The organism is Enterococcus sp. AZ011, from assembly GCF_050548355.1.
Classification (GTDB): domain Bacteria; phylum Bacillota; class Bacilli; order Lactobacillales; family Enterococcaceae; genus Enterococcus; species Enterococcus faecalis.
Map to the genome: position 1 here is coordinate 1,247,882 of NZ_CP172959.1, position 18,988 is coordinate 1,266,869.

Genomic DNA, 18,988 nt, shown 5'->3' on the forward strand with positions numbered 1-18,988 from the left:
TTTAGGGGCAGAATTGACAAAAGAAAGCAGAGGTGTTAGTGTGGGAGTAATTAAACGAGGAGGTATAATTGTATGTTGGCATCTATCAGAATTTGGATTGACTTTTTGACAAAATAAATTGAATAAATCTTATCAAAAAGTCTGAAATTAAAATTCATGGGTGACGTGTGTACTTTTATACGAAACTACAAGGATAGCGATTAGGCTGTCCTTTTTTGCGTACCCAAGATTCTTTCGTTTCAGAAATGAAAGAAGAGAGCAAAATGAAAAAATTAAGTATTCATCTGAAAGAAGTAAGTATTCACTTTTCGGGAAAAACAATTCTAGAAATTGATGAATTATTTGTATATGAAAATGAAAAAATTGGGATTATTGGTAAAAACGGCGCAGGAAAATCAACACTGCTCAATTTAATTATGGGTAAGATTCAATCAGACAAAGGAAAAGTTCAAAGATTGAACGACTTTCATTACTTGGCACAAGTAGCTGAAGAAATAACGAATGAACCAGAGAAAACTGACAAAAACTGTTTGTTAAATCAGAAAAATCAAAAACTAAGTGGTGGCGAAAAAGTCCAAAAACGCTTAGCAACATTATTTTCAGAGTATCCAACCGGGGTTATTTTAGATGAACCAACCACACATTTAGATAAAGAACATCGTCAGTTGTTAGTGGCAGATTTAACGTATTATTATGGGACCGTTTTGTTTGTTAGTCATGATCGCTTTTTCTTGAATCAATTAGCAGAGAAAATTTGGGAAGTTTCGGATGGACATGTCAAAGAATATTTAGGGAACTACGATGCGTATTGTCGTCAAAAAGAATTGGAACAGCAAACACAATATAATGTCTATCATCAATATCAAAAGGAAAAGAAAAAATTACAGGAATCTTACACAAAGAAACAAGCACAAGCGCAAAAATCTAGTCATGTTTCAAAAAAACAAAAACAAAAGCAAATTAAACCTAGTCGTTTAGCTGGTTCTAAACAAAAAGATACCGTACAAAAAGCACTCCAAAAACAAGCGAAAGCGATTAATGCCAGAATTGACAGATTACCCGATGTTGCGCAAGCAAAACAAAAGCGAAAAATTATTTTTCCTACTAATAATCAGTTCTCTTTATACAATCCATATCCAATTAGAATTGAAAATTTAACTTTCGCTTATGAGAATCGAACAATTCTTAACCAAGTGAACGTTCAAATTCCTTTAAACGAAAAAATAGCACTTTGTGGAAAAAATGGTGCTGGGAAGAGTACCTTCCTTCAACAAATTGAAGCCCGTCACCCGGCCATTTACTTTTCTCCCAAAGTCAGGTTAGGAACGTATCATCAATTAGATTATCGATTAAAAAATGATGAACCACTGTTGACTTATTTATTGAAGCGGACAAATTATTCTGAAAAGATTGTGCGTTCACTTTTATATCGACTAGGTTTTCAACAAGAAAATTTACAGACAAAGATATCTTCTCTAAGTGGTGGCGAAGCCATAAAAATTACTTTGGCGCAATTGTTTATAGAACCAAATAATATTATCTTATTGGATGAACCCACCAATTTTCTTGATTTAGACACAATCCAAGCACTTGAAGAATTTATAAGTGCCTATCAAGGAACAGTAATTTTCACTTCGCATGATGAAACGTTTGTGGAAAAAGTAGCCACCCGCCCTATTTATTTAGAAAACGGGAAAATTATTGATAAATAAAAAAAGTAAACAAAAAGTCGCTATTTTAGCGACTTTTTGTTTAGACTTCTTCAATTGGTAAATAGGTGTATTCTGCAATTTCTGCGGCATGGGAGCCAGCAACATGTCCAGTGACAAATGCAGCTGTAACATTGTAGCCTCCAGTATAGCCATTAATATCTAAAAGTTCACCAGCAAAAAATAAGCCATTGACTAATTTGCTCTCCATTGTTTTAGGGGTCACTTCTTTGAGGGAAATCCCACCGCCTGTGACAAAAGATTTTTCCAAAGGCAATGTTTTCGTAACAGTGAACTGAAAGTCTTTCAGTAGTTCCACAAAGGAAAGACGTTGCTTTTCTGTTAGTTGTTTGGCAGGCACTTCTTCAATTGCTAGTTTCTCTAGATAAAAAGTAAGCAGCCGTTCTGGTATTAAAGAATGAAAGGCATTTTTTGCCACTTTATTTGGCTGTTCCTCAATCATGTAATCAACGTTTTTCAGCACTTCTTCAAAAGATTTTGTCGGAAACACGTCCAAGGCTACCGTGACAGGTTGATTGCCGTTGCGAGTTAATTCTTGGTTAATAAAACTAGAACAGCGGAGCGCGGCAGGTCCTGAAATGCCAAAATGTGTAAACAGCATATCCATTTGATGATTAACTAAAGGTTTTCCTTTTTGGTTCAAAACAGTTAAATTAACATCTTGTAAAGAGAGACCTTGCAACGTTTTATCAAGGATAAAAGGTTCTTCAGAAATAATAGGTGATTCGGTAGGGTAGAGCGGGCTGATGGTATGCCCCATTTTTTTGGCTAGTTTATAGCCATCACCAGTTGCTCCTGTGGAAGGATAAGTGCGGCCGCCAGTTGTTAATACAACACACGGTGCATAAATTTTTTCAAATTCGGTTTCAACGCCAATTATTTGATCGTCTTTTCGTAGTAATTTTGTGACCTGTGTTTTTGTAAAAACAGTGACTCCTAATTCGTTAATACGATTAAATAGCGCATCAACAATTGACTTCGATTTATCTGTAACAGGGAACATGCGTCCGTGATCTTCTTCTTTTAAGTGAATACCATTGGATTCAAAAAAGTTCATGATATCATAGTTATCAAATTGTGAAAATGCGCTGTATAAAAATTTTCCATTTCCAGGAATAAATGAAATGATTTCTTCTGCGGGCCGATTATTAGTTACATTACAGCGGCCGCCACCAGTCATTAATAATTTTTTCCCAACACGGCGATTTTTTTCAATCAATAATACTTGAGCGCCTGCTTCTGCAGCCGCAATCGTGGCCATCATACCACTCGTCCCAGCGCCGACAATAATTACATCAAATTTCTTCATAGTTCTCCTCCAATTCAATAGGTAGTGTACCATAATTACGGGATTTTTTCTGGATTTAAGGAAAAAATAAACGTTTGACTATGGTAATTTTTGAATTTTCAGTTAAAATAAACCTATAACAATGAGAGGATGATTAAATGGACGCAAAACAATATGTTAAAAATATTCAAGAAAAAATTCACCAATTAGACCAAGGTCAAACAGAATATTTACAAGCAGTCGATGAGTTTTTACCAACCGTAGAAGGTTTTTTAGAAAAAAATCCTCAATACATTGAAGCAAATGTTTTAGGTGTCTTGATTGAACCTGAACGTATTTTTCAATTTCGTGTGCCGTGGCAAGATGACCAGGGCAATTGGCATGTGAACAGAGGCTATCGTGTCCAATATAATTCAGCGATTGGGCCATACAAAGGTGGTTTGCGGTTTCATCCAAGTGTGAATTTAAGTGTGATGAAGTTTTTGGCCTTTGAACAAATTTTTAAAAATAGTTTAACTGGTTTGCCAATCGGTGGCGGCAAAGGCGGTAGTGATTTTGATCCAAAAGGTAAGTCAGATGCTGAAGTGATGCGCTTTTGTCAAAGTTTCATGACCGAACTTCAAAAACATATTGGTCCAAGTACAGATGTTCCAGCAGGCGATATTGGCGTAGGCGCTCGTGAAATTGGTTATTTGTTTGGCATGTATAAACGCTTGCGCAACTATGATGCAGGAGTGTTGACTGGCAAACCTTTAGGATACTGGGGAAGCCAAGCAAGAACAGAAGCGACGGGTTATGGAACGGTTTATTTTGTTAAACATTTATTAGCAGATAAAAACGATACGTTTGAAGGCAAAAAAGTCGCTGTTTCTGGTAGCGGTAATGTCGCAATTTATGCCATGGAAAAAGCAAATGAGCTAGGCGCCACAGTAATCACATGTTCCGATTCGTCTGGTTTTGTCTATGATCCAGAAGGAATTGATGTGGCGTTAGTAAAAGAACTAAAAGAAAAAAATCGTGAACGCATTTCAAAATATGTTGAAACACGTAAAGGCGCAACTTATTATGATAAAGAATCTGTTTGGGATTTCGAAACAGCTTATGACATTGCATTACCATGTGCAACACAAAATGAAATCAACGAAAAGCAAGCCGCTATTTTAGTGAAAAACGGAGTGAAAGTCGTGGCAGAAGGCGCAAATATGCCTTGTACACTAGAAGCAGTCGCCGTTTTTGCTAAATCAGCTGTAATTTATTGTCCAGGCAAAGCCGCTAATGCAGGTGGTGTTGCGGTTTCTGCATTAGAGATGAGCCAAAATGCTGAACGTTTAGCTTGGTCCTTTGAAAAAGTTGACGGTATGCTAGATCAAATTATGCAAAACATTTATGAGACTTGTCGTGATACAGCTAACGAATATCAGGCACGAGATAACTTTGTTTTAGGTGCGAATATTGCTGGCTTTGAAAAAGTAGCGGCAGCGATGCTAAGTCAAGGACTCGTTTAATAACAAAAAATGCTAGGATTTCCTAGCATTTTTTATTGATTTGTTTGATTAAGAGAATAAATATCTCTAATTAAATAGTTAAAATTAAACAATTGGTCTATCCAAAAGAATTTGCTTGAAAAAATGTCTAAAAACACGTAAAGTATACATGTAGTAAGTTTACTTTCGAGGAGGAAAAGGAATGTCACACATTCAATTAGATTATTCCAAATTAGCACCATTTGTTGCTGACCATGAATTGGAATACATGCAAACACAAGTCACTGCAGTGGACAAAGCATTACGTGAAGGTACAGGAGCTGGTAATGATTTTACTGGCTGGATTGATTTACCAGAAAACTATGACAAAGAAGAATTCGCGCGCATTAAAAAAGCAGCAGCAAAAATTCAATCTGACTCTGAGGTATTAGTAGTCATTGGTATCGGTGGTTCATATTTAGGTGCCCGTGCAGCAATTGAATTTTTGACACATTCATTTAATAATCTATTATCAAAAGAAGAACGGAAAGCGCCACAAATCTTCTTTGCTGGAAATAGCATCAGCTCAACTTATTTAGCTGATTTAATCAATGTGATTGGTGATCGTGATTTTTCTGTCAACGTTATTTCAAAATCTGGAACGACGACAGAACCAGCGATTGCTTTCCGCGTCTTTAAAGAGTTATTAATTAATAAATATGGCAAAGAAGAAGCCAATAAACGTATTTATGCGACAACCGACCGTGCTAAAGGAGCAGTAAAAGTTGAAGCTGATGCGGAAGGTTGGGAAACATTTGTGATTCCTGATGATGTGGGCGGCCGTTTCACTGTTTTAACGCCAGTAGGTCTTTTACCAATCGCTGTTAGCGGTGCGGATATTGATCGTTTAATGGAAGGTGCAAATGATGCACGTAAAGAATACGGCGCAACGAGCGACTTAAAAGAAAACCAAGCCTATCAATATGCTGCGTTACGTAACATTTTATATCGTAAAGGCAAAACAACTGAAATGTTAATTAACTATGAGCCTGGCATGCACTATTTCTCTGAATGGTGGAAACAATTATACGGTGAATCAGAAGGAAAAGATGGCAAAGGTATTTTCCCAGCAGCCGCAGACTTTTCAACTGACTTACATTCTATGGGTCAATATGTTCAAGAGGGTATGCGTAACTTATTTGAAACAGTGGTTAAAATTGAAAATCCACGCCATAGCATTTCAATTCCAGAACAAAATGAAGACTTAGATGGCCTAGGCTATTTACAAGGAAAAGAAATTGACTTCGTCAATACAAAAGCGTTCGAAGGTACGTTGCTTGCTCACACAGATGGTGGTGTGCCAAACATGATCGTTAAAGTGCCAACAATGGATGCTTATTCATTAGGTTATGTTATGTACTTCTTTGAAATTGCGGTGGGCATCTCAGGTTACTTAAATGGGGTTAATCCATTTGATCAACCAGGTGTTGAAGCTTACAAACGCAACATGTTCGCTTTATTAGGTAAACCAGGTTTTGAAGAATTAGCAAAAGATTTAAATGCACGTCTATAATTTGTAAATAACAGAAGAAAAGGGCCAGAAACACTTACGTTTCTGGCTCTTTTCTTCTGTTTAAATTATTTTTCCAAAGGTTCGTTCCATTTTTTAGGACTCCAAATAGTTCCTTCCAATGCAACTTGAAGACTTTCATTATCATCTTCTAATTGTTCAATATATTTGATGGTTTCCTCGATAATAAAAGAATTGGGTTCTTCACTGATTGACTGAAGTTGTTCTGCTAACCATGTATTTCTCATTTTTCTTCACCTCAAAATGTAGTCTATCATAGGTGAGCTTTTTAGTAATGAAACTTGCTTATTGGTTTTCCTTTAAAATAGCATAAATTCGTTCAATATCCGCTTGGGTGCCTCTTAATTCATAGTCAGCTAAGAAGGGAGAGTTAAATTGTTCCGCATACTGTTTAGCTGTCAGGCAGTATTGGTGGTTAAAGTTTTTATTGCCGCTGCCCACCACGCCAGAGCAATAACGATAATTATTTTCAAAAGCAAGATATTCTCGCATGACTTCTGTTAAAATTTCGGTATTGCCGTTGTTGATGCCATCGCCACCATCTAAATAGGTAGGCACAAAGGTAAAAAATGGTTCTGTTTCTACTTCTAACGGAGAATTTTCCGAAATTTCTTTGAAAGTAATCGTAGGATTTTTTTCGTTTTGCTGATGTTGCTCTTCAGCATAAGTTGTTAAACGTTGAACAAATGAGCGTGTATTACCAGAGATTGAAATATATCGTATATTCATCAGAGATCCCTCCAAATAAATTTAATTGTTTACGTAAGTATAGCACATCTATGTGAAAAAAATTCAAGATCAATAATTATAAAGCAAAAAAAAATAATGCCTCTTTATTACCTATTATAAAAGTGAAAATTTGTTATTTTAATTCATTTGGGTAAGTATTGAATTTTGCGAAAAACTTTGCTAAGATGGTAGAGTATTGAATAAAGAATGGTTGGGCGAAAGCTTCAAGGATTCAGTTCTTCAAGGGGTGAGAAGAACAATTTTTGAGTTTGCGCCTTTTTGCATACCTAAAACAAAAGGGCTGAGCGTATCTCTATTTCGCTAGTCCTTTTTCTTATATGCTAAAGGTGTAAAAACTAAGGAGGTGGAGACAATGGTACAAGAAGTACTAGAGCAAATCAAGGCAGCGGAAGATGCGGTGGAAGAGCATCGGCAACAAGCTAAGATGAATTGTCGTTTATATGAAGAACAGAAGCAAGAACGTTTAGCTGAACTACGTCAAGAGAGTGAAGAAGCTGTTGAAAAAGTGCTGACGGATTCACTAGCAACGCAAGAAAAGATGTTACAACTTGAAAAAGAACAACTTTTAGATGAAACAAAGCGCACTGAACAAGCGCTTCACGAACGTTATGAAGCGAACAAAGAACAAGTCATTGATTCAATTATTGAGAGGGTGAAAGACGTTTATGGCAGTTAGTAAAATGGAAAAAATGACAATAATTGCCGCTGCCGAAAAAGAAGCAGCAATTCTACAAGCCATTCAAGGCTTGCAAATTGTCGAAGTAAAACGGATTTTTCATTCGCCTGAAGAAGAACAAGCCTTAAAGAGTCAATATTCTTTTTTACAAGCAGAACAGTCAACTGAACAGCTACGTAAATATGAAACGATGCTACAACAATTGCAAGAGCTTCTTTTATTTTTGACACGCTCTTCAGGAAAAGGCTTAAAGATAAAAAGAAAAGTCTATACCTTAGAAGAGTTGGAACAAACCTTTGATGAAGAAACATTACAAAGCTATTTGACGGAATTAAAGAATATTCAAGAATCTTTGAAACAAATTCAAACGGATCGTCAAGGATTAGAAGCTGAAGAAGAATTATTAGGCCGCTGGCAATATCTGGATATTTTACCGCATAAACAGCAGTTAAAAAGTAGTTATGTCGTTCATGGTTCGATAAATCTAGCCAATAAAGCCAGTTTCTTGAGCGCTTTGTCTCAATGGCCAACGGTTTATTTTGAAGAAATTTATCAAAGTATGCATCATAGTTATTTTACACTCGTTTACCTGAAGGAACATCAGCAGAGTGTAACCGAGTTATTAAACCAATATAGTTTTGAACCACTCCAATACCGTTATGATGTTCCGCCTAAAGAGGCATATCAACAAGTCAAAGAACGATATGAAATTTTACAAAAAGAAGAAAAAGCCTTAAAGCAACAACTGGCTTCTTATCATGATTTTTATGAAACGTTTTGCTTGGCTGAAGAAGTCTTATTGGCGGTTATCCAAAGAGAACAAGCACGTCAACATTTGTTAAATGCTTCGTCATTTTTCATCTTGCAAACGTGGATTCCAGTCGAAGAAAAAGCCGATATTTTGACAGCGATTGAAGAAAAAGTTCCTAAGGACGAAATAGCTCTTACTTTTGAAAATCCTACGAAGGCGGAAATTGAGACAGATATACCAGTTAAACTAGCGAATAATAAACTGGTGCAGCCGTTTGAAATGTTAACAGAGATGTATAGCTTACCAAAATATGAAGAAGTTGATCCGACACCTGCGATGATGCCGTTTTATCTAGTCTTTTTTGGCATGATGGTAGCGGATATTGGCTATGGCTTACTGATGCTACTCTTGTCTATTATTGCGTTGAAAGCATTTGTTTTACCGAGAGGCATGAAGCGTTTTGCCGACTTTTTCTTGATTTTATCATTTCCAACAATTATTTGGGGCTTCATTTACGGTTCGTTTTTCGGTGCAGCATTACCGCCAACAATGTTTGGAATCAAATCACCATTTCCGATTTTATCAACGACCGAAGATGTAAATACGATTCTTATTTTATCGGTTATTTTTGGGTTTATCCAATTGGTTGTCGGTTTAATGATTAATGGGATTCAGTTATCAAAACAAAAGCGCTATTTAGATAGTATTAACGAAAGTTACGCTTGGTTAGGGATTTTGTTTGGTTTAGCATTGTTAGTCGTTGGTAAATTAGTGGTTAAAAATGAAGGCTTATTTACAGCAGGTGCGATTTTAGCTAGCCTTTCTGCCATTGCAATTATTGTGATTCCAATGATTCAATCGAAGGCCAAATTAAAAGGCTTAGCCAAAGGACTGTATGGACTATACGGTGTGACAGGTTATGTCGGTGATTTAGTTAGTTATACACGTTTGATGGCGTTAGGAATTGCTGGGGGAAGTATTGCTTCAGCGTTTAATATGCTCGTAGAGTTCATGCCGCCAGTTGCCCGTTTTAGCGTGGGCATCTTGCTGTTAATTGTTTTACATGCGTTAAACATATTCTTATCGTTATTAGGTGCTTATGTTCATGGCGCACGTTTGCAATATGTTGAGTTCTTTGGAAAATTTTACACAGGCGGTGGCCGGGCGTTTAATCCGCTAAAAACAAAAGAAAAGTATGTCAATGTTGAGAAAAAATAGAAAATTATTTATTGGAGGAAAATAGAGATGATGGATTACTTAATTAATAATAATGGTGGAATTGTTTTTGCAGTATTAGGAATGGCAATGGCGACAATTTTTGCTGGGATTGGATCAGCCAAAGGGGTTGGCTTTACTGGGGAAGCAGCAGCAGCTTTAACGACGGAGCAGCCAGAAAAATTTGGTCAAGCGTTAATTTTACAGTTATTACCAGGTACACAAGGACTATACGGTTTCGTTATTGCTTTCTTAATTTATATTAACTTAGGAAACGATATGAGTATGGTTCAAGGATTGAACTATTTTGTAGCAGCTTTACCAATTGCTTTTGCAGGATTGTTCTCTGGGATTGCCCAAGGTCGTGTAGCCGCTGCGGGGATCCAAATTTTAGCGAAGAAACCAGAACATGCAACAAAAGGAATTATCTATGCTGCCATGGTTGAAACTTATGCCATCTTAGGGTTCGTAATTTCCTTCTTACTTGTATTGAACGTCAAATAATTGAGGAGGCAGATGGATGGATGCCATTGAAAAAATCATCAGTGAAATTAAGCAACAAGGAAAGCAAGAAGTCGAAGCCTATGTCACCAGTGAACAAACGCGCATCGATCAAGAATTCCAAGCAGCACAACAAGAAATTTTGCTGAAGCAAGAACATGAAATAGAAAAACGACAACAACAATTATTAAAAGAATTTAAACAACGCCAACAACGGCAAACACTAGAAATTCGTCAGGATGCATTAAATAAAAAACAAGCATATCTTAACCAATTATTTGACGAAGTGGTCTTAAAGATGAGTGAATGGTCAGCAGAAGAATTTCAACAATTTATGAAAGTACAATTAGGTTCACTTGAATTAACAGGAAAAGCGACCATTCTTTTAGGCGAGTATTCTCAAACGAAAGTGACGCAAGAATGGCTGACCGCCCTTTCTGATGCTACTGTTCAATGGGAGCTTTCAGAGGAAGTTGTTCCAAAAGAAAGTGGCTTTATCGTTGCAAAAGACGGTTTGGATTATAATTTTCTCTTTTCAGCATTAGTTGAAGAGATTCAAAAAACAGAAGGCTTTAAAGTAGCAGAAAAACTTTTCAGTTAAGAAGGGAGGACGTAGCATGAGAAAACCAACGTATCATCAAATTAATCCGCTGATTCGTTTAAAAGAAACGGAGCTGCTTTCTGAGCAACAGTTTCAACAACTTTTAGAAGCGGAAACAGTTGAAGACGTTAAAAATATGTTAAAAAGTACGGTTTATCAACCTTATTTAACCGAAACTTTTGAAGAAAAATTTGACTACCATTCTTCTGAAGCGCTGGGAAATCTTTATCGCTGGTTATATGAAATGGCTCCAGAACCAGCTGTAGTAACGTTGTATACGATGCGTTTTACCTTCCATAACTTGAAAATTTTGACGAAAGCTGAGCAAACAGGTAAAGATTTTGATTATCTTTATTTAGAGGATGGTCGTTATTCTCTAAACACAGTCAAAAGTGCCATTCATACAAAAAACTCTTCCGAACTTGAGCCAGCATTATTAGAAGTGATCCGTGATGTTTTTGCCTATCTGGAAGAAGGCGGTTTGCCGCAAGCAATTGATATCCTTTATGATCGAGCATTTTTACAGCAACAGCGAAAATTAGCGGATGAATTGGGCTATGAAGAGTTAACGAAGGAAGTCATCGCTTTTATTGATTTAACCAATCTATCAACGATGGCTAGAGGGATTGTTCAACATCAAAACAGCAACTTTTTATCAACCGTGCTTTCTAGCGCTGGCAGTCTCTCAAAGAAAGAGCTGTTGACCTATGCGGAAAAGTCACTTGTAGAATTTACAGCATTTGTCAGAACAACGAATTACGGACAACTATTAGAAAAGATTATCAATAAAGAAACCAATGAATTAAATTTATTGGCTTTTGAAAAACTCAAAGATGATTACCTGACCTCAATGTATGAAAACGGGCGAACGGTTGCTTTTGGGCCGCTCCCATTACTAGCCTTTTTGAATGCGAAAGAGGTTGAATGGAAAAATCTACGTTTAATTTTGGTCGGAAAACATAGTGGGTTTTCAAATGAAAAAATTCGAGAAAGGATGCGAAAAGTCAATGGGGTATAAAATTGGTGTCATTGGAGACAAAAATTCAATCTTACCATTTAAACTGTTTGGCTTTGAGGTCCATCATGCCATTTCAGAAATGCAAGTTAGAGAAGCCATTGAAACTATGGCAAAAAATAAGTTTGGGGTCATTTTCATAACGGAAGAAGCCTCTACTTTAGCAGAAGAAACGATTGAACGATACAAAGAACAAGTGACACCAGCGATTATTTTAATCCCAAGTCATAATGGTACAATCGGAATCGGTTTAAGCGAGATTGAAAAAAATGTTGAAAAAGCAATTGGACAAAATATTTTATAATGCAAAGGAGAATGAGCGTGCAAATTGGAAAAATTGTCAAAGTTTCAGGTCCTTTGATTTTAGCTGAAAACATGTCAGATGCTAGTATCCAAGACATTTGTCATGTAGGAGATTTAGGCGTTATCGGAGAGATTATTGAAATGCGAGGCGACGTCGCTTCGATTCAAGTATATGAAGAAACAACAGGCATTGGACCAGGAGAACCAGTTATTTCAACAGGAGAACCATTATCTGTTGAATTAGCCCCAGGTTTAATTGCCGAAATGTTTGATGGTATTCAACGACCATTGGATACATTTCAAGAAGTAACCCACAGTAACTTTTTAGGCCGTGGCGTTAAAATTGATGCATTAGATCGTGAGAAAAAATGGACGTTTGAACCGACTGTGGCAGTTGGTGAAGAAGTGTCGGCAGGTGACATCGTCGGTGTGGTTCAAGAAACACCGATTATTCAACATAAAATTATGGTGCCTTTCGGCGTTTCAGGAACGATTGTCGAAATTAAAGCAGGTGACTTTGCTATTGATGAAACAGTTTACTCAGTGGAAACGGCTAAAGGAACAGAAAGTTTTAGCATGATGCAAAAATGGCCCGTTCGGCGGGGACGTCCCATTTTAGAAAAACTAAGTCCCAAAGTACCGATGGTGACCGGACAACGCGTAATTGATACCTTTTTCCCAATTACGAAAGGCGGAGCGGCAGCAGTTCCAGGACCATTTGGCGCTGGAAAAACAGTCGTTCAGCACCAAATTGCTAAGTGGGCCGATGTCGACTTAGTCGTTTACGTTGGTTGTGGGGAACGCGGGAATGAAATGACAGATGTTTTAAATGAATTTCCAGAATTAATTGATCCAACAACTGGTGAGTCTTTGATGAATCGGACGATTTTAATTGCGAATACGTCAAATATGCCGGTAGCGGCACGGGAAGCCTCGATTTATACAGGGATTACCATTGCAGAATATTTCCGTGATATGGGTTACTCAGTCGCAATTATGGCGGATTCTACTTCTCGTTGGGCAGAAGCGTTACGAGAAATGAGTGGCCGGTTAGAAGAAATGCCTGGTGATGAAGGCTATCCAGCCTATTTAGGTAGTCGCTTAGCTGAATATTATGAACGAGCAGGACAAGTCATCGCGTTAGGAAAAGATCATCGTGAAGGAAGCATTACAGCGATTAGTGCGGTTTCGCCATCTGGTGGGGACATATCAGAACCTGTCACCCAAAATACGTTACGCGTTGTTAAAGTATTCTGGGGCTTAGATTCTCAATTAGCACAAAAACGTCATTTTCCTTCTATTAACTGGTTGCAAAGTTATTCTCTTTACTCCACAGAAGTAGGGCAATATTTAGACTTGGAATTGCAAGGAAACTGGGCCGCTATGGTAGCTGAAGGGATGCGGATTTTACAAGAGGAATCTCAACTGGAAGAAATTGTTCGCTTGGTTGGGATTGATTCCTTGTCGGATAAAGACCGTTTAACGTTGGAAACAGCCAAATCATTACGGGAAGACTATTTGCAACAAAATGCTTTTGATGACGTGGATACGTTCACTTCTCGAACCAAACAAGCGAAAATGTTGCAATTGATTCTAACTTTTGGTGAAGAAGGTCAAAAAGCCTTAAGTTTAGGCACTTATTTCTCTGAGTTAATGGCGGGAACAGTTGAAATCCGTGATCGCATTGCTCGTAGCAAGTATTTACCAGAAGAAGAATTAGAAAAATTGGATCGTTTACAAGCAGAAATTAAAACAACGATAAAAGAAATCATTGCTGAAGGAGGAATGACGAATGATTAAAGAATATCGCACAATCAATGAAGTCGTTGGTCCTCTGATGATTGTTGAAAAAGTGGCAGGCGTAAAGTACGAAGAATTAATTGAAGTACGCATGCAAAATGGCGAAATTCGCCAAGGGCAAGTTTTAGAAATCAATGGAGATAAAGCGATGGTTCAAATTTTTGAAGGAACGAGTAATATCAATATTCGTGATTCAAAAGTTCGCTTTCTGGGACATCCTTTAGAATTAGGGGTTTCACCAGATATGATGGGGCGCGTTTTTGACGGCTTAGGTCGCTTAAAAGATAATGGACCAGAATTATTACCTGAGAAAAAATTAGATATTAACGGCGAAGTTATCAATCCAGTTGCTCGTGATTATCCCGATGAGTTCATCCAAACAGGGATTTCAGCGATTGACCATTTAAATACCTTAGTTCGTGGTCAAAAATTACCTGTTTTTTCAGCATCTGGCTTACCTCATAAAGAATTAGCGGCACAAATTGCCAGACAAGCCAACGTGTTAAATAGTGAAGAAGAATTTGCCGTAGTTTTTGCGGCCATTGGGATTACCTTTGAAGAAGCGGAATATTTTATGGAAGATTTCCGTCAAACAGGCGCAATTGATCGTTCAGTCTTGTTTATGAACTTAGCGAATGATCCAGCCATTGAACGGATTGCAACACCTAGAATGGCTTTGACAGCCGCTGAATATTTAGCTTATGAAAAGGGCATGCATGTCTTAGTTATCATGACGGATATGACCAATTATTGCGAAGCGTTGCGAGAAATTTCAGCAGCACGCCGTGAAGTTCCAGGACGTCGTGGTTACCCGGGTTATCTTTACACGAACTTAGCAACGTTGTATGAACGAGCAGGCCGAATTCGTGACTCAAAAGGTTCCGTAACACAGATTCCTATTTTAACAATGCCAGAGGAGGATAAAACACATCCAATTCCCGATTTAACTGGCTATATTACAGAAGGGCAAATTATCTTGTCCCGGGAACTATATAAGAGCGGTATCCAACCACCAATTGATGTATTGCCATCACTTTCCCGTCTTAAAGACAAAGGAACTGGCGAAGGCAAAACGCGCGGGGATCACGCAGCGACGATGAATCAATTGTTCTCAGCCTATGCACAAGGGAAACAAGCCAAAGAATTAGCTGTCATTTTAGGAGAATCAGCTCTTTCCGATGTCGATAAAATTTACGCAGCTTTTGCCCAACGTTTTGAAGAAGAATATGTCAACCAAGGATTCGATACAAACCGTTCGATTGAAGAAACGTTAGATCTTGGGTGGGAACTATTAAGTATGCTACCGAGAACAGAACTAAAACGAATTAAAGAGGATATGCTCGATCAATATTTAACTGAAGGGAAGTAGAAAAATGGCTCGATTAAATGTTAATCCAACCCGTATGGAACTTTCCCGATTGAAAAAACAGTTAACTACGGCCACGAGAGGTCATAAGTTGCTGAAAGACAAACAAGATGAATTGATGCGACGGTTTATTGCGCTAGTCAAAGAAAACAATGAGTTACGTATTCAGGTTGAACAAGAAGTGACGGATGCGTTATCAAATTTTGTATTGGCAAACGCAACGTTGAACGAAGCCTTTATTGAAGAGTTAGTGGCAATTCCAGCCGAAAAAGTTGAATTAGAAATTATTGAACAGAACATCTTAAGTGTGCCAGTTCCTAAAATGATTTTTGATTACGATGAATCGGTTCAAGAAGCACCCTTAGATTATGGCTACGTGAATTCAAACAGCGAGCTTGATCAAGCTTTTGCTAAAATTTCAAGCATTTTACCGAAATTATTAGCACTTGCAAATGTTGAAAAGACGTGCCAATTATTATCAAAAGAAATTGAAAAAACGCGTCGTCGTGTCAACGCCTTAGAGTATATGACGATTCCACAATTAGAAGAAACAATTTACTACATTCAAATGAAATTAGAAGAAAATGAACGTGGCGAAATTACACGTCTAATTAAAATTAAAAGCATGAACAAAGAAAATTAGTGGTTAGAAAGAACGAGTGCGAAGCCAGTTGGTAGCTTTCGTGCTCGTTTTTAATAAAAAAGGGAGTGGAAAAAATGAAAAATGAAGAACGCCGCAAAGCGATTGCACTGAATTGTCAAAAGTACGAAAGTGACTATGCTCACTTGGTGGAACCAATCAATGAGCTACTGTTAAACTTGGGAGCGGCTATTTCAGAAGAAGCCGCGAAGCAAATCATTCTGAATGTAAAACGATATCATCACGGCGTGAAATATCTTCCTGAGTGTCATTTAGATGAAAGTAACCAGTTTATCGAAGATGGGCTTGAAGCTCTTAAAAAGGGAGATTTAGGCAACGGTGCGTTACAACTATTTGGGGCTGGCTTAAACTTTGCTAGTTTTGCAGCAAAAGCACAAGGAACCAAAAAAATTGATGCCCACCAAATGTTGGCAGAACGTTTTACGAAGTTGTTGTCTGTAAAGTAGCCAGCTACTCATTGTGGATTTTAGTATCTGGGACAGTAGTCAAAATGACTTTTGTCCCAGATATTTTTTTTATAAAAATATGAAACCTTTTACAGATACTTAACGTCTAATAGTTAGTTAAATGAAAAGAGGTGTTTTATGGATAAAATTTCAACAAAAAAATTAGTTCAGAAAGCAAAAAAAGGAGATGGACAAGCATTTGTTCACCTTTGTCAAAAATATGAAACAGTTTTATACAATGCTGCATATAAAATGCTATTAAACGAAGTCGACGTTGCTGATTGTTTACAAGAAACTGAACTATGTGCATGGGAAAAAATAACAACATTAAAAAATGAATATGCGTTTAATTCATGGATTTTTAAAATAATGTTAAACCAAGTTCAAAATATTTTTAGAGAAAAGCAGAAAACAACTTACTGGATGGATACTTATTCTCCTGTTCCTGCTTTTGATGATTTATATGATTTGGATAAAGGATTACATAAATTACCTGATAATTATCGTGTTCCGCTAGTTATGTACTATTATGTTGGCCTTAGTATAAAAGAAATCGCTCAGCAACTTGATGTTTCAACAAATACCATCAAAATTCGTCTTTCTCGTGGTCGAAAAAAATTAAGGACATATTTAAAGGAGACATGGTAAATGGATAGAAAACGAAGTGATATATTAAAATATGAAAAAAAGATGCCTTTAGAAACAGTGGAACGTTTAAACACACAAAGAACTAAGATATTAATGGGAGAAATAAAACAATACAGACAGCCAAAGAAAAAAATATCGCGTAAACATTTAATTATAGGGCTAATTAGTATTGCTACCACTTTTACTTTGATAGTAAAAACACCCATTGGACGTGCCATAGAAGAGGTATTGGGGATTAGTCAAGATACAGGTGTTCAAACAGTAGAATCTTCTGGTGTTCCAACAAAACTAGAATTGCGGAGTGTACAAAATGAGCGAGAAATCGTATTAACAAAATTTGTATCGACAAAAAATAAAATGGCGTTTGATTATCAATTTAAGATTAAAGATCAGAAATTAAAAGAGTTATTACAGAAAAAAATCGCTAGAAATAATTATTCTCAAGATATTCAACTAGGGTTATTTAGAGAAGGAAGCAAAGAAGATTTATTTGGGGGTGTAAGTTCAACATCGTTATATAGAATCGAGAAGGATGTTTTTTATGGTTCAGTGATTTCAACTTTCAATAAGCAAAAACTTGTTAGTCAAGATCAATTAACGCTTCATATCTACCGATTAGCTTGGGAAGATCAAGAACAGCATGATAATGAATTAAAAGAAGCAATCAAAGCAAGTAGCCGATCTTTTAGTGTTGAGAATGCATTAGAGTATCAAGGCGATTGGACGTTTAAAATTCCTTACCAACCCATTATGAAAGAAACGATACCTAGCATTAAAAACGTGAAAAAAATTAAAAATATTAAGGCCCAAAGTGATGCGCTTCAAACTACGCTGATTATGGATGTTTCAAATCCAGAAAAAAATAAAAAAAGTCGTGATATTCTAATTTCAGTTTATAAAAACGGTCTTGAGATACCTATTGCACGTCAAATTGGTAGTGGCTTTAATAAAGGGGAAGATGCTACAATTAACATTTCTTTTGACTTAAGTAGTTTGGATCATAAGTCATTATATAAAGTAATCGTTAGAAATTCTTATGAAGATGATGCAGCAGGAAAAGAATTAGGTTCGTTGGAGTTAAAAAATACTCAGAAATAATTGCTAAAAAGGTTATGGAAAATACAAATATTTTAATTAATATAACTACTAAAAAAAGCATCTTTTTTATTGAGCGTTGTCATTAAAAAAAGATGCTTTTATTTTCATTATCAATGGTTATCATTAGGATATTCAGACACCTGTAATTGCCATAGCTTATCTGTCACTGAAGCAATAAACTCAGCACTCTTAGCATTATCAGGTCCTTTAGTAAAAATTGCTAAAGCAAAGGGGTGAGGTGTTTCTAAAATCCCCATATCATGAATAAATTCATCATAGGAACCAATTTTATGAGCAACTTTTCCTTGAGTTGTGGGAGTTTCCATTCTTTCATGGAAAACACTTTGTTTCATAGAATCATAAATCGCTTGGTAATCTGGTTTTGTTGCTTTTTCAATATATAATCTTTGTAGAATAACTAGCGCATCTTCCGAAGAAAATTGTGGTTCTTCAATCGAAGGTGTCTTGTGCAAATAACGCTGATACATTTCTCGTTTTGCTTTTGCATCACCACCCAATGTGTCATAGAGCATATTTTTAGCGATATTATCAGAATAGGTGATGGCATATTCTTGTAACGTTTTTAATGGATATTCTGGTTGGATATTATAGGCAATGATCCCAGTTCCTTCTTCATAATCTTCTTCGGCGTTATAGGGAATCAGGTCTGTCCATTTTTTTTGACCAGAAGCAACCGTGTCGGCGACTAACATCGTCAGTGGCACTTTAATAGTACTAGCTGTATAAAATTCATGTTGGCCATTCACGGAACGTTGTTCGCCAGTTTCTAAATCTAAATAACTAATCCCGACCGTTCCTTCAAATTCTTTGACAGAAGCGACGAGCAGGTCATTTATTTTATCAAAAAATACTGTATTTGCTGAATTATTTTCTTCCTTGTCTTTCGTATGCTTCTCATGTTTGGCGGAATCAATTGTAACTTTTTGTTCAGATTCTTTGGCATAATCTTCGCCACGACTTGAGAAGAAGAAGCCCACAATTAGGGAAAAGCAAAGAAAGAAAATGGTGCCGTAAAGTGAGAGTTGCTGTTTCTTCAATGTAAAACCCTTTCCGTTTCTCTAATA

Annotated in this window: 19 protein-coding genes and 1 other annotated feature; of the genes, 15 read left to right on the top strand and 4 right to left on the bottom strand. The window is 36.8% G+C overall.

What is annotated here, in order from left to right:
- Positions 1-245: 245 nt before the first annotated feature.
- Positions 246-1,712, top strand: a complete 1,467-nt coding sequence (abc-f, locus tag IGL36_RS06060) for a ribosomal protection-like ABC-F family protein (protein ID WP_002398265.1) — start codon at positions 246-248, stop codon at positions 1,710-1,712.
- A 40-nt stretch (positions 1,713-1,752) separates the two neighbouring features.
- Here abc-f and IGL36_RS06065 read toward each other — a convergent pair whose 3' ends face one another.
- Positions 1,753-3,039, bottom strand: a complete 1,287-nt coding sequence (locus tag IGL36_RS06065; protein WP_002398266.1) for an NAD(P)/FAD-dependent oxidoreductase — start codon at positions 3,037-3,039, stop codon at positions 1,753-1,755.
- 137 nt (positions 3,040-3,176) lie between these two features.
- On the opposite strand from IGL36_RS06065, the gene gdhA reads away from it, so the two are divergent.
- Both gdhA and IGL36_RS06075 read left to right on the top strand, forming a co-directional pair.
- Entirely contained in the window at positions 3,177-4,523 is a 1,347-nt protein-coding gene (gdhA, locus tag IGL36_RS06070) for an NADP-specific glutamate dehydrogenase (protein WP_430609063.1), read from the top strand.
- A gap of 181 nt (positions 4,524-4,704) precedes the next feature.
- The gene (locus IGL36_RS06075; protein ID WP_002357685.1) at positions 4,705-6,054 is read left to right on the top strand and encodes a glucose-6-phosphate isomerase; all 1,350 of its coding nucleotides are present in this window, start codon (positions 4,705-4,707) and stop codon (positions 6,052-6,054) included.
- A 65-nt stretch (positions 6,055-6,119) separates the two neighbouring features.
- Here IGL36_RS06075 and IGL36_RS06080 read toward each other — a convergent pair whose 3' ends face one another.
- Positions 6,120-6,299, bottom strand: a complete 180-nt coding sequence (locus IGL36_RS06080) for a hypothetical protein (protein WP_002357684.1) — start codon at positions 6,297-6,299, stop codon at positions 6,120-6,122.
- A gap of 58 nt (positions 6,300-6,357) precedes the next feature.
- The gene (gene nrdI, locus IGL36_RS06085) at positions 6,358-6,801 is read right to left on the bottom strand and encodes a class Ib ribonucleoside-diphosphate reductase assembly flavoprotein NrdI (protein WP_010716982.1); all 444 of its coding nucleotides are present in this window, start codon (positions 6,799-6,801) and stop codon (positions 6,358-6,360) included.
- A gap of 209 nt (positions 6,802-7,010) precedes the next feature.
- Positions 7,011-7,058: a sequence feature (sodium ion sensor (DUF1646 type); this cis-regulatory element may regulate processes involved in with the transportation of sodium ions), on the top strand.
- Between the two features lie 116 nt (positions 7,059-7,174).
- On the opposite strand from nrdI, the gene IGL36_RS06090 reads away from it, so the two are divergent.
- The 12 genes from IGL36_RS06090 to IGL36_RS06145 all read left to right on the top strand — a co-directional run bounded on the left by IGL36_RS06090 (position 7,175) and on the right by IGL36_RS06145 (position 17,903).
- A complete protein-coding gene (locus tag IGL36_RS06090; protein WP_002381927.1) occupies positions 7,175-7,498 on the top strand; it encodes a V-type ATPase subunit F in 324 nt (107 codons plus the stop codon).
- A complete protein-coding gene (locus tag IGL36_RS06095) occupies positions 7,488-9,467 on the top strand; it encodes a V-type ATP synthase subunit I (RefSeq protein ID WP_002361772.1) in 1,980 nt (659 codons plus the stop codon). Before IGL36_RS06090 ends, IGL36_RS06095 begins: the two co-directional genes overlap by 11 nt.
- 27 nt (positions 9,468-9,494) lie before the next feature.
- Positions 9,495-9,968, top strand: a complete 474-nt coding sequence (locus IGL36_RS06100; RefSeq protein ID WP_002363905.1) for a V-type ATP synthase subunit K — start codon at positions 9,495-9,497, stop codon at positions 9,966-9,968.
- Positions 9,969-9,984: 16 nt separating this feature from the next.
- Positions 9,985-10,566 (top strand): V-type ATP synthase subunit E, encoded by a 582-nt coding sequence (locus IGL36_RS06105; RefSeq protein WP_002398268.1) that lies wholly within the window; start codon positions 9,985-9,987, stop codon positions 10,564-10,566.
- A 16-nt stretch (positions 10,567-10,582) separates the two neighbouring features.
- The gene (locus IGL36_RS06110) at positions 10,583-11,584 is read left to right on the top strand and encodes a V-type ATPase subunit (protein ID WP_002398269.1); all 1,002 of its coding nucleotides are present in this window, start codon (positions 10,583-10,585) and stop codon (positions 11,582-11,584) included.
- Positions 11,574-11,885, top strand: a complete 312-nt coding sequence (locus tag IGL36_RS06115) for a V-type ATP synthase subunit F (RefSeq protein WP_002357676.1) — start codon at positions 11,574-11,576, stop codon at positions 11,883-11,885. The genes IGL36_RS06110 and IGL36_RS06115 overlap by 11 nt, the downstream gene beginning before the upstream one ends.
- A 17-nt stretch (positions 11,886-11,902) precedes the next feature.
- Positions 11,903-13,684: a V-type ATP synthase subunit A gene (locus IGL36_RS06120; RefSeq protein WP_002361774.1), complete on the top strand. Its 1,782-nt coding sequence runs from the start codon at positions 11,903-11,905 to the stop codon at positions 13,682-13,684.
- Entirely contained in the window at positions 13,677-15,053 is a 1,377-nt protein-coding gene (locus IGL36_RS06125; protein WP_002398271.1) for a V-type ATP synthase subunit B, read from the top strand. The genes IGL36_RS06120 and IGL36_RS06125 overlap by 8 nt, the downstream gene beginning before the upstream one ends.
- A 4-nt stretch (positions 15,054-15,057) precedes the next feature.
- Complete coding sequence (locus IGL36_RS06130) at positions 15,058-15,693, top strand: V-type ATP synthase subunit D (protein WP_002357673.1); 636 nt, start codon at positions 15,058-15,060, stop codon at positions 15,691-15,693.
- A gap of 74 nt (positions 15,694-15,767) precedes the next feature.
- Positions 15,768-16,157 carry a hypothetical protein gene (locus IGL36_RS06135; protein ID WP_002363911.1) on the top strand — a complete coding sequence of 130 codons (390 nt, stop codon included), beginning with the start codon at positions 15,768-15,770 and terminating at the stop codon, positions 16,155-16,157.
- A gap of 138 nt (positions 16,158-16,295) precedes the next feature.
- Entirely contained in the window at positions 16,296-16,805 is a 510-nt protein-coding gene (locus IGL36_RS06140; RefSeq protein WP_010716984.1) for an RNA polymerase sigma factor, read from the top strand.
- A complete protein-coding gene (locus IGL36_RS06145; RefSeq protein WP_002398272.1) occupies positions 16,806-17,903 on the top strand; it encodes a hypothetical protein in 1,098 nt (365 codons plus the stop codon).
- 110 nt (positions 17,904-18,013) lie between these two features.
- Here the strand turns inward: IGL36_RS06145 and IGL36_RS06150 are convergent, their stop codons facing one another.
- The gene (locus IGL36_RS06150; protein ID WP_002398273.1) at positions 18,014-18,901 is read right to left on the bottom strand and encodes a serine hydrolase; all 888 of its coding nucleotides are present in this window, start codon (positions 18,899-18,901) and stop codon (positions 18,014-18,016) included.
- Positions 18,902-18,988 lie beyond the last annotated feature (87 nt).